Genomic DNA, 10020 nt, shown 5'->3' on the forward strand with positions numbered 1-10020 from the left:
CCTGTCATCCGGCGCCCACGATATCCAGCAGCGGTGTCATGACCGCCGCCACCGCGGTGCTGACCCCCGCCGCGACGGCGGTCATGACACCGCTGCTGGATATCGTGGGCGCCGGATGACAGGGAGGCTGGCGGGGTGAGCGAGTCGTTCTGGGACAAGTTCACGGGCGCGGGCAGCCTGTTCGAGCAGCTGTTCCTGTGGGGCGTGATCAGCGCGGTGGTGCAGACCGCCATCGGCCCGTTCCTGCTGTCCTTCCAGGAAGGTGTCAACGCCGCGCACCCCGAGCAGGTGCTCGCGCCGCCGGACCTGGCCGACGCGGTGATCCGCAACTACATGACCCTGGCCGACGCCACCACCGAGGCCGCCAAGTCCGGCCTCGACGCGGAACGGTTCGCGTCGATGGTGCCGCTGCACGGCGACGCCCCCGGCCCCCAGCAGCTGGCCGCCGCGCTGCTGCGCGGCCTCATCGACGCGCAGGGCACGGGCCCGGACTCGACATCGTTCGCACAGGGCATCAGGGAAGGCCGGCTGGCGGACAAGTGGGTGGACATGATCGCCGGGCTGGCCCAGCAGGTGATCTCGCCCGCCGACGCGGCCGACGCGGTGATCCGCAACTTCCTCGACCCCGCGGACGGCGCCACCGAAGCCGCCAAGTCCGGTGTGAGCGCCGACCTGTTCACGACACTCACCCACCTGGCCGGGGACGCGCCGGGGCCGCAGCAGCTCGCCGAGGCGCTGCGGCGGGGCCTGGTGCCCGCCGATGGCACCGGGGCGGAGTCCACGTCGTTCCGGCAGGGCATCGCGGAAGGCCGCCTCGCGGACAAGTGGGCCCCCGTGATCCAGGGACTGTCGCAGATCTGGCCCACCCCGGCGGACGCGCTGCGCGCCACCCTCACCGGCCAGGTGTCCCACAGCGACGGCGCGGCCCTGTATGAGCGCCTCGGCGGGGACCCGCAGTTCTTCGAGGTCATGTTCGCCACCGAAGGGTCCAGCCCGACGCCGCTGGAGGCGGTGCAGATGGCGCTGCGCGGCATCATCCCCTGGGATGGCACCGGCAGCGATGTCACGTCATACCAGCAGGCATTCCTGGAAGGCCCGTGGCGGGACAAATGGGCGGGCGCCTACAAGGCCGCCGCGTACCCGCTGCCCACCCCGGGGGAACTGACTGAGTTCCTGCGTTACGGCATTATCGACGGGCCGACAACCGCCAGCCAGCTGGCCGCCCGGGGCATCACTGGCGACTATGCGTCATGGGTGATGAGTTACGCCGAAGCGGTGTCCACGTACGATTTCCGCGGCCTGACGATGACGAATGTGATGAACGCGTTCGCGGCGAACATCATCACCGAGGCGAACGCCCGGCAGATTCTCGCCTCCATGCACATGTCGGACACCGCTATCGACCTGCAGATATCGTACGCGGCCCTGCAGAAAGCCGTCACGCAGACGCAGACCGCCATATCGCATGTCGGGTCGCTGTACACGGCCAGGAAAATAACCGCCGACACGGCCAGCAAAAGCCTGGCGACGCTCGGCCTGGACGCGGCGGCGGCGGCGGACATCATGCAAACCTGGGATCTCGAGGCCAGCGTTACCGTGAAAACACTCACCGAAGCGCAGATAGCCGACGCCTGGGAGAAAGACATCATGGACCAGGACACGGCCATCACCGAACTGTCCAACCTGGGCTACACGCCGTATGACGCGTGGGTGCTGCTGTCGGTCAAGGCGGGCGGCGCGCTGCCCAGCCCGCCGCCGCAGGGCCCGCCGGCGGCGCTGCCCGGCGTCACCCCAGGGACCACATGATGATCACCGTGACGATCAAGGGAGTGCTCGCGGCCGCCCAGCAGGTCAGTGCGGCCGGGGTGAAAGCCGCCGCCGCGCACGCCCAGCACGCCGCCGCCGCCCAGCCACCCCCGCCGCCGGGAAAGTAAGGTGAACCTGGCCGCGGGGATATCCGCGATAGCCGGCGGGGTGATAGCTGTCTGCGCGGCGGTGTACGGGCTGGTGCGCGCGGCCACCCGGCAGGCCGCCGCGGTGGACCGCAACACCGCCGCCCAGCGCGCCAACACCGACGCGGTGGACCGGCTGCGGGAACGTCTCGACGGGCACGAACGGCGCCTGTCAGATCTGGAGTACTGGCGCAAATACCAGCGGAGCCGGCCATGAGGCGGCCGTCGCTGTCCACGCAGATCACCGTGTACTCGCTCATACTCACCCTGATGCTGGCCGCGGGGGTGGTGGGGGCGATCCTGTATGCGCGGCACGCCGTCACCAGCAGCGACCACCAGTGGTGCGTGGCGCTGCTGATCCTGCGGCACTCGCTGCCCCGCAACGTGCCGCTGTACGCGCCGGTCGCGGAGCTCGCCGGCCGGTTCGGCTGCTGACGGGAGGGATAGCTGTGGGATACCCGGACTTCGGTTCGTATGCGGCGCTGGCGTCGCTGATCGCGCAGGCGCTGGCCTCGGCCGGGATCCCGGTGCTGGGCAACCCGGTGCCGCTGTACCAGACCGCCCCGGCCACGGCGGTGCCGGGCACCCCGGGGAAGATGGGCTGCACGATCAGCATCGCCGGGCAGGGCGTGTACGGGCCGGGCACCACCGCTGACCAGGCGATAACGGCCTGGCAGAACCTGGTGGGCCGCACCATCGGCATGCGGAAGATCTACTATCAGGCGGGCCAGTTCCCCACATCGACCGACCAGCAGTCACAGTCGTGTATCGACAATCACCTCGACGCGGTGCTGTGCTACCAGCCGTCGCTGTCGCTGACCCCCGCCGACCGGACGGCGCTGGTGGCGAGCCTGAACGCGCTGTCCGGGCTGGGGATGACAGTGGCGGCGGTGGTGCTGTACCAGGAAGGCAACTCGGCTGCGAACGGGATCACCTCGGCGCAGTACCAGGCGGTGCACAGCTATTACGGGCCGGCGGTGCGGACAGCCGGGTACAAGCTGGTGTGCGACTATTCGGGGTATTCGGCCGCCGCGGTGACCGCCACCGCGTACTGGCCGCCTGGCGCCGGGCAGCCCATCGACGGGGTGGCGGTGGACTTCTACGCCCCCGATTTCAAGAATGGCGGCCGGATTGACAACCTGGTCACCCTCGCCGACGGCGTGGGTGTGCCGTTCGGGGTGTATGAGATGGGATCCACCACGGGCCAGTCGATGCCGAGCCAGTCTGACCAGCAGAAATATTTCACCTACCTGCAGAACCTGATGGCCGGCCGGCTGACCGCGGGGAAGGCGAACCTGGACTGTGCCTGGTATCAGGGGACCGGGCTGAACGCGATCACCAGCCCGAGCGACTACCGTATCGGGCTGATCCAGCAGTTCTATGACGCGGTGACGGCCGCGGCGCAGGCGGGCATCCCGGCCGGGGCGACGGTGGTGCTCACCCCGATCGCGCCGTCGCCGGGTGGCGGGTACGCCACCGCGAACGGGATGGGCTATGACATCGCGGTCAACCTGATCGCGGGCGCCGGCTCGACAGAACCGTTCGTGAACGTGCAGATGCAATGGCTGAACAATGACGTGCCGAACGCGCGGCCGGTGGCCCGGCAAACCTGGTCACTGCCGATGTCGCAGTCCACCAAGACCGGGACAAACACGTGGGGGCGGGGCCCGCAGGAGGGCCGGCTGCTGCAGGTGCAGATCGCGAACCTGGACACGGTGGCGTGCCAGGCGGTGGTGACGGTGAACTCGACCGGCCGGCAGGAAGCCCGGCACGACTGGCGGTGGGACGCGTCCGGGTCGGTGGCGATCCCCGTGTACGCCGAAGCGGGGGGCGCCCAGTACGGGCTGAGCCTGGGCGCGGAGTATCAGGTGAACGTCGGGGCGGGGGCGTCCATGTCGTGGCTGTGCTCGCTGTGGGCGGGAGTGGTGAAGGCGCGGGTGATCGTGGACTCGCTGGCGCCCACTCGCAGCATCCGCGTGCTGGCCACGCCCCTGCCGTCCTCCCGGTTCACGCAGGTGGCCACGTGGAGCCAGTACATGCCGCTGGGCACCAACCCGGGGGACAATGACCAGGAGTTTGAGACGGCGTTCCCGCGCGGCCCGGCGCTGCTGACGATCACCAATAACGACAGCAGCGCGCACGTGTGCTCGTTCGAGGTGACCGCGGTGGAACCTTAGGCGTCCGGCCTGTGCGGCCAGCCCGGCCAGAACTGGGCGGCCCTGTTCTCCAGGTAGGTGATCTTGCGGCTGATCTCGGCGCGGTACGGGTCCGAGGTGAACGTCTGGCGGGCCCGGCGCAGCCAGCCGAGCAGGACGATTGTCTCATCCTTGGTCAGCCGTATCTGCATCCTGGGCCCCACTGGCGGTGTCTTATCCATACGTGCTAGCGTATCATCGTCATCAGGTTGATGAGCGGATTGGGAGGTCCGGCATGACACGCGGGGCAACAGCAGTCCAGGACAGGTTCACCCGGCTGGCCGCGCTGACTGGCATCACCACCGGCCAGCTGGCCACGGCACGCAGCGACGTGCTCGCCGCCTACAGCGCAGCCCGCCGGAAAAGCGGGCTCGCGCCGTTCACCGTGATCGACATGGTCACGCAAACCGAGGCCGACCACTTCGCCGCACTGTCCCTGGGCGGATGGCTGGGCAAAGACGCGGCGCTGGCCAGGTACGCGGCAGCCCGCGAATACCGCGCCATGATGATAGAGCAGGGTGGCCGGTGGTTCCGGTGACGGGCACCCCGCCGCACCCGTCGCCCGCGGTCCTGCTCGACCACCTGGCCGCCGCCGCCCGCCGGCAGGGGATCAGCCGCGACCGTGGCGACTACCTGGCCTGCCTCACCATCACCCGCATCCAGGACGTGCTCAGCGACCTGGACCCCGTTAACCTGAACCCCGCGACCGAAGCCGGCTCCTGGCTGGCGCAGCTGCGCCAGCAGGCCCGCAGCCGCATGCGGCAGCACGCTGAATACTGAAGCCGAAACCGCCGCGGCCACGCGGCGGTCCCGCCCGGGCGCCCGCCGGGCGGCTGAAGATGGCAGGGCGGCACGCGCTGGAGGCGCAGATGAGCACCGAACTGGAACCGTTCGTCACCGAAGACGGCGAGATCATGCTCGCCGCGGAAGCCGCGGAGAAAGTCCGCAAACTGCTCGACCAGGTCCCCACCGACGAGCAGGACGGCCAGGCGTCCATCGTCACGCAGCTGCTCGCCGCGGGCAGCGTCCTGGACCTGGGTGACCCGTGGGAGTCCACCGCCAGCCGCGACCTCGCCGGGAAACGGATCCGCATCGACCGGGTGATCAAGCGCCCGTCCGCGTTCGACGCCGGGCCCGGCGTGTTCCTCGTCGCGTTCGGCGCCGACCTCGCCGACGGGTCCGACCTGGTGTTCACCACGTCGGCCCTGTCAGTGATCGTGCAGCTGGCCCGCGCCAGCGCCGAAGGCTGGCTGCCCGCCCACGCCGAAGTGGTGCAGGCCACCAAGGCCAGCGCGCGCGGCTTCTACCCGATCCACCTGAAGTTCTTCCAGCCCGGCCGGGCGGCCCGGTCATGACCGGCCCGCACGGTGAGCCGGACCGGGCCCTGCAGGCCCTGCAGGCGGTGTACCCGGTGGCGCGGAACGTGCTCGCGCAAGCCGCCGCCGACATCTACCAGGCGGTCATGCGGGCCGCCGCCGACGTGCACGACCACATCCTGCACGGCCCCGGCGGCGACACCGGGCCGGACGTGCACGCGGCGGCCGGGGCGCACGCGGACGTGGTCAGGCTGGCGATGCGGGCCTACAACGCCGTCGTGGACAGCGCCGACAATCTGCGCGATGACATAGCCGGCACGGCCACCAGCGTTCACCAGGCCGCCGCCGCCGCCGCGCAGCAGCCGCCGGCGGCGGCCCCGCCGGGCCCGCAGCAGGTGACACCGTGACCCGGCAGGCGCGGCACCGGCCCCTGGCAGGGACCCCGGCCGCCTACGACCAGTGCCCGCAATGCAGCCACATGCGGATCAGGCACTGCGGCAACCCGGGCGGCCGGTGCACCGACGTGCTGATCGAGACAGTGAGCCGGCCCGGCATGCCGGCGCAGACCAGCGCGATCCGGTGCCCGTGCACGCTGGACCGCTGGTGGCAGGCGTCAATGCCGGCCGGGAAGGAGGACTAGATGACTGGGCGTGCGTGTGACATCTGCGGTGACGAGCCGGCCGTGATGTCCATGATGAACCTCGAGACGTTCGACACGATCACCGTCGGCCCCGGATGCCTGATCCCCTTCTACAAGTCGGTGCTGAAGGAGATGACCGACGCGGAGCAGGCCAGCGCGGAAGACGGCATCCCGCCAGCCCTGCCAGCGGAGGGCGCAGGCCCGGAGCTCGCCGATGTCAGCACGGGCGGCGGCCCGCCCGCCGGCGACGGCAAGCCGGCCCGCACCCGGCAGGCCAGGACCACCAGGAGCAACCCATGACCCGGCCACCCGAGGCGCCGGCCCGGGAGACGTACAAGGCGGCCGCGGCGGCGGCCGAGGAGGCGTACGAGGCGGCCGTGGAGGCGGCCTGGGAGGTGTACGAGGCGGCCGTGGCGCCGGCCGAGGAGGCGTACGAGGCGGCCGTGGCGCCGGCCCGGGAGGCGTACGAGGCGGCCGTGGCGCCGGCCTTGGAGGCGTACAAGGCGGCCGAGGCGCCGGCCCGGGAGGCGTACGAGGCGGCCGTGGCGCCGGCCTTGGAGGCGTACAAGGCGGCCGAGGCGCCGGCCCGGGAGGCGTACGAGGCGGCCGTGGCGCCGGCCCGGGAGGCGTACGAGGCGGCCGAGGCGCCGGCCCGGGAGACGTACAAGGCGGCCGCGGCGGCGGCCGAGGAGGCGCGCGGGGCGGCCGTGGAGGCGGCCCGGGAGACGTACTGGGAGGGTTGTCAGCCGTGACCCTGGTCTGGCACCTGGCAGCACTCGGTGGCGTGCTGATGACCGTGGCGGCACTGTTCGCGATCTGCCAGTGGATGCGCTGCAGCCGCGCCTACCGGCGCGGATTCGCGGACGGCGCCGCCGCCGCCCACCGGGCGCTCACCGGGCCGGCGCCCACCCTGGACGAGCACGCCGCCGACTGTATCAAGATCACGTCCGCGCCGTCGCTGCGGCCGGGCGCCTGAACCTCCCCGCCCCGTGGGGAAGCGGGGCGGGGGGATTGAGACGCTGGGCGGCTGCTGGGAGGCGGGCGGTAATGGCACTGTCAGAACGGGCCACGTCGGCCCTGGGGTGGGCGTTCGGGTCGATCCTGGGCGCCGCCTGGGAAGGGCTGTCCACGGCGGATCTGTGGGCCGGGCTGCGGGACGCGGCCGAGTCGCAGGGCCTGTCCACGGTGGGCCTGTCCGCTTCTGACGTGTCGCAGCTGCGCGGCTACGCCTCCCAGATGGTCACCGCAGCGCGCTCGCTCGAGTCGGCCAGCGGTGACCAGCCGCTCGACTCGTCCATGATCGGGTACGCGCCGTGGTCGATGAGCCAGGCCAGCCTGAACACCCAGCCTGAATACTGGGCGCGGGTGCAGATGACCACCCAGGACGAGCAGGGCAATACGTCCACCGGGTGGACGACGATGACGGGGATCACCAGCCTCGACATGACCGTGGGGGACCTGCAGCAGATGATCCAGCTGAACGCGGAGGCAGCCGCCGCGAGCGAAGGATCCGGGGGCACGCCGCGGGGCACCCTGCTGTCCACCGGCCAGGTCGAGCTCGTCGTAGCACCGCAGGCGTAGGGCGGGCCGGGGTGACCGCCAGCCGGCCGGTGCCGGTGCATTACCTGCGCGGCAACGAAACCGAATGGACCCCGCCGCAGGTGATCTTCCTGGATACCGAGACCCGCTGGCGGCAGGACCAGGCGGGGGAAACGCACGTCATGCGGCTGTGGGCGGCCAGCTACCATTCCCGCCGGCCCGACCGGGCCGGATGGACGGGGCACACGGAAACGTGGGGCCGCACCGCAGCCGCGCTGGCCGCGCAGATAGCCGGATGGCACCAGGATGTCAAGACGGTGTGGCTGTTCGCGCACAACCTGTCGTTCGACCTGACCGTAGCCGCGCTCCCCCAGCAGCTGGGTAACCTCGGCTACGAGGTCACCGACCACGCTGTCGGGTCCGAGACACCGTGGATCCGGATGAGCCGCGGCGGCGGGACACTCACCATGGCCGACTCCTGGGGGTGGCTGCGGCAGCCCATCGCGGGCCTGGCGCCGCTGGTGGGCATCGCGAAACCCGCGCTGCCCGGCCCCGCCGGCGGGGAACCGGACTGGGTGCGCCGCTGCGAAGCTGACCGGGACATCCTCGCCGCGGCCATGCTCGAGGTCCTGGACTGGTGGGACAGCGCCGGCCTGGGCCGGTGGTCACTGACCGGCAGCGCCTCCGGGTGGAACGTGCTGCGGCACAAAATGCCCCGCCGGAAAGTCACTATCATGCCCGGCGAAGACGGGATAAAAGCCGACCGGGACGCCATCTACGGGGGCCGGCGGGAATGTTTCCAGTGGGGGAACATCAAAGGGGCGCCGTTCTGTGAATATGACTTCGCCAACGCCTACCCGGCAATCGCGGCTAACCTGCCATTGCCTGCTAAGAGAATGTACCAATTCAGCACCCTCGGTCTTGACCATCCTCTGGTGCGCGGGGCGGGCGCGGGGATCATCGCCCGCGTCCGGATCGAGACCACCGAGCCACGCTGGCCCGTCCGGCACGCCGGGCGGGTCTGGCACCCTGTCGGCACGTTCTGGACCACCCTCGCCGGGCCGGAAATAGCGGCCGCGCGTGAGGCCGGCGCGCTGGCCGAGGTCGGTCCGGGGTGGGTGCACGCGCTCGGCTGGCACCTTAAAAGCTGGGCGGACTGGGCGCTCGGCTGCCTCGCCGGGGCCGACCCCGCCATGCCCGAGGTGGCGCGGGCCATGGTCAAGCACTGGACGAGAGCATGCATAGGCAAGTTCGCCGCCCGCGGGTTCACCAAAGAGCCGTACGGCACACCACTGTCTGACAGCTGGTCCTGGCTGCCCATCTGGGACGTGGGCGCCCAGGCGCACGGCGCGGTGGCGCAGCTGGGCGGGCGGCAGTGGAAATGCCTGGCGGTCGCGAACGGGGACAACGCCTACCCGGCGGTGCTGGCCTACGTCGAGTCACACGTCCGCGCCCGCCTGGCGCTCGCACTCGCCGCGGCCCCGGCCGGGTCCGCGGTGCTGTGTGACACGGACGGGCTGACCGTGTCCGGTGACGCGCTGGCCGCGGACCTGGCCATCGCCGGGCAGACCGCGCCGCTGCGGCTGCGGCGCAAGGGAACCTACCGGTCCCTGCAGGTTGCCGGGCCGCGTCACCTCCGCAAAGACGGCCGGCGGTCCTATTCAGGTGTGCCGGGCAGCGCGGTCACCATGCCGGACGGGTCGCTGCAGGCCCTCATGTGGCCGAAGATGGCCTGGCAGCTGCGTGAGCACGCCGGCGACGGTTACCGCCGGCCCGTGCAGACCTACCGGATAGGCCAGTCCTACGTCACCGGATGGGTGACCCCGGACGGTGCCGTGCTCGCGCCGCAGATGCGCGTCACAGCCGCCGGGGGCAACGAGCCGGTGCCCTGGCTGGCAACCAGCTGGGCGCGCTCAGGGCACACCCTGGGGCCGGTGCAGTCGCCGGCTGTCACGCAGACGTTCGGGATCGGGGAAAAATGAGCCGGAAAAGCAAGCTGAACCTCCTGCTGGAACAGCAGCGGATACTGCTGCTGCGCACCCAGCGGGACGCCGCTGATAACAATCCGAGAAGACATCTCAGGGTGTGCGCGCAATGTGGCGTCACCGCCGGGAAGGCGACTGAGTACTGTGACGAAGGGTTTGAGCTAGCCATTCTGAAAACGCGCACAAAGAATGCGTGGCTTAAGCGTCATGACCATTCCGGTGATGGTTACGTGCGGGGTCGGCTTTTCTGACATGGCCAAATGCAGGCACCATTATATTTGCGTCCGCACGGTAGTCCAGAAAGGCAAGACGTTCCGTTTCTGGGAATGCATATACTGCTCAGACGCCAAAATGACAATTGACTGAGTAGTTAGCCTGGCTAACGGGTAATTT

Annotated in this window: 16 protein-coding genes; 15 read left to right on the forward strand and 1 reads right to left on the reverse strand. The window is 70.5% G+C overall.

The genetic code is table 11. The annotated features are described in order from the left end of the window. Nucleotides 1-135: 135 nt before the first annotated feature. The 5 genes from AC08OO_RS17675 to AC08OO_RS17695 are packed head-to-tail and all read left to right on the forward strand — an operon-like array spanning nt 136 to nt 4129. Nucleotides 136-1806: a hypothetical protein gene (locus AC08OO_RS17675; protein WP_476618778.1), complete on the forward strand. Its 1671-nt coding sequence runs from the start codon at nt 136-138 to the stop codon at nt 1804-1806. Continuing rightward, a complete protein-coding gene (locus tag AC08OO_RS17680) occupies nt 1803-1934 on the forward strand; it encodes a hypothetical protein (RefSeq protein ID WP_476618779.1) in 132 nt (43 codons plus the stop codon). The genes AC08OO_RS17675 and AC08OO_RS17680 overlap by 4 nt, the downstream gene beginning before the upstream one ends. A 1-nt stretch (nt 1935) precedes the next feature. Next, a complete protein-coding gene (locus AC08OO_RS17685) occupies nt 1936-2169 on the forward strand; it encodes a hypothetical protein (protein WP_476618780.1) in 234 nt (77 codons plus the stop codon). Further along, nucleotides 2166-2387, forward strand: coding sequence for a hypothetical protein (locus tag AC08OO_RS17690; protein WP_476618781.1), 222 nt, complete (start codon nt 2166-2168; stop codon nt 2385-2387). The genes AC08OO_RS17685 and AC08OO_RS17690 overlap by 4 nt, the downstream gene beginning before the upstream one ends. Nucleotides 2388-2401: 14 nt before the next feature. Next, nucleotides 2402-4129 (forward strand): hypothetical protein, encoded by a 1728-nt coding sequence (locus tag AC08OO_RS17695; protein ID WP_476618782.1) that lies wholly within the window; start codon nt 2402-2404, stop codon nt 4127-4129. Here the strand turns inward: AC08OO_RS17695 and AC08OO_RS17700 are convergent. Continuing rightward, nucleotides 4126-4299 (reverse strand): hypothetical protein, encoded by a 174-nt coding sequence (locus AC08OO_RS17700; protein WP_476618783.1) that lies wholly within the window; start codon nt 4297-4299, stop codon nt 4126-4128. The two genes, AC08OO_RS17695 and AC08OO_RS17700, sit on opposite strands and share 4 nt — an antisense overlap. An 83-nt stretch (nt 4300-4382) precedes the next feature. Between AC08OO_RS17700 and AC08OO_RS17705 the strand changes: the two genes are divergently transcribed. From AC08OO_RS17705 to AC08OO_RS17750, 10 genes are all read left to right on the forward strand, one after another. Next, nucleotides 4383-4685 carry a hypothetical protein gene (locus AC08OO_RS17705; protein ID WP_476618784.1) on the forward strand — a complete coding sequence of 101 codons (303 nt, stop codon included), beginning with the start codon at nt 4383-4385 and terminating at the stop codon, nt 4683-4685. Then, nucleotides 4673-4927 (forward strand): hypothetical protein, encoded by a 255-nt coding sequence (locus AC08OO_RS17710; protein WP_476618785.1) that lies wholly within the window; start codon nt 4673-4675, stop codon nt 4925-4927. Before AC08OO_RS17705 ends, AC08OO_RS17710 begins: the two co-directional genes overlap by 13 nt. Nucleotides 4928-5016: 89 nt before the next feature. Beyond that, on the forward strand, nt 5017-5502 hold the full coding sequence (locus tag AC08OO_RS17715; protein ID WP_476618786.1) for a hypothetical protein: 486 nt from the start codon (nt 5017-5019) through the stop codon (nt 5500-5502). Then, on the forward strand, nt 5499-5870 hold the full coding sequence (locus AC08OO_RS17720) for a hypothetical protein (RefSeq protein ID WP_476618787.1): 372 nt from the start codon (nt 5499-5501) through the stop codon (nt 5868-5870). Before AC08OO_RS17715 ends, AC08OO_RS17720 begins: the two co-directional genes overlap by 4 nt. Further along, on the forward strand, nt 5867-6103 hold the full coding sequence (locus tag AC08OO_RS17725; RefSeq protein WP_476618788.1) for a hypothetical protein: 237 nt from the start codon (nt 5867-5869) through the stop codon (nt 6101-6103). The genes AC08OO_RS17720 and AC08OO_RS17725 overlap by 4 nt, the downstream gene beginning before the upstream one ends. Further along, on the forward strand, nt 6104-6403 hold the full coding sequence (locus tag AC08OO_RS17730; RefSeq protein WP_476618789.1) for a hypothetical protein: 300 nt from the start codon (nt 6104-6106) through the stop codon (nt 6401-6403). It abuts the gene before it with no gap. Then, a complete protein-coding gene (locus AC08OO_RS17735; RefSeq protein WP_476618790.1) occupies nt 6400-6855 on the forward strand; it encodes a hypothetical protein in 456 nt (151 codons plus the stop codon). The genes AC08OO_RS17730 and AC08OO_RS17735 overlap by 4 nt, the downstream gene beginning before the upstream one ends. Continuing rightward, entirely contained in the window at nt 6852-7079 is a 228-nt protein-coding gene (locus tag AC08OO_RS17740; RefSeq protein WP_476618791.1) for a hypothetical protein, read from the forward strand. Before AC08OO_RS17735 ends, AC08OO_RS17740 begins: the two co-directional genes overlap by 4 nt. A 71-nt stretch (nt 7080-7150) precedes the next feature. Further along, nucleotides 7151-7684 carry a hypothetical protein gene (locus AC08OO_RS17745; protein ID WP_476618792.1) on the forward strand — a complete coding sequence of 178 codons (534 nt, stop codon included), beginning with the start codon at nt 7151-7153 and terminating at the stop codon, nt 7682-7684. A gap of 11 nt (nt 7685-7695) precedes the next feature. After that, nucleotides 7696-9624, forward strand: coding sequence for a hypothetical protein (locus AC08OO_RS17750; protein ID WP_476618793.1), 1929 nt, complete (start codon nt 7696-7698; stop codon nt 9622-9624). Nucleotides 9625-10020 lie beyond the last annotated feature (396 nt).

It is taken from the genome of Frankia sp. CeCAU1, from assembly GCF_977971845.1.

Bases quoted from the DNA above. Each gene is read 5' to 3' on its own strand.
- AC08OO_RS17680 (WP_476618779.1), top strand. From the start codon at position 1,803: ATGATGATCACCGTGACGATCAAGGGAGTGCTCGCGGCCGCCCAGCAG.
- AC08OO_RS17690 (WP_476618781.1), top strand. From the start codon at position 2,166: ATGAGGCGGCCGTCGCTGTCCACGCAGATCACCGTGTACTCGCTCATA.
- AC08OO_RS17700 (WP_476618783.1), bottom strand. From the start codon at position 4,299: ATGCAGATACGGCTGACCAAGGATGAGACAATCGTCCTGCTCGGCTGG.
- AC08OO_RS17705 (WP_476618784.1), top strand. From the start codon at position 4,383: ATGACACGCGGGGCAACAGCAGTCCAGGACAGGTTCACCCGGCTGGCC.
- AC08OO_RS17715 (WP_476618786.1), top strand. From the start codon at position 5,017: ATGAGCACCGAACTGGAACCGTTCGTCACCGAAGACGGCGAGATCATG.
- AC08OO_RS17720 (WP_476618787.1), top strand. From the start codon at position 5,499: ATGACCGGCCCGCACGGTGAGCCGGACCGGGCCCTGCAGGCCCTGCAG.
- AC08OO_RS17730 (WP_476618789.1), top strand. From the start codon at position 6,104: ATGACTGGGCGTGCGTGTGACATCTGCGGTGACGAGCCGGCCGTGATG.
- AC08OO_RS17735 (WP_476618790.1), top strand. From the start codon at position 6,400: ATGACCCGGCCACCCGAGGCGCCGGCCCGGGAGACGTACAAGGCGGCC.
- AC08OO_RS17745 (WP_476618792.1), top strand. From the start codon at position 7,151: ATGGCACTGTCAGAACGGGCCACGTCGGCCCTGGGGTGGGCGTTCGGG.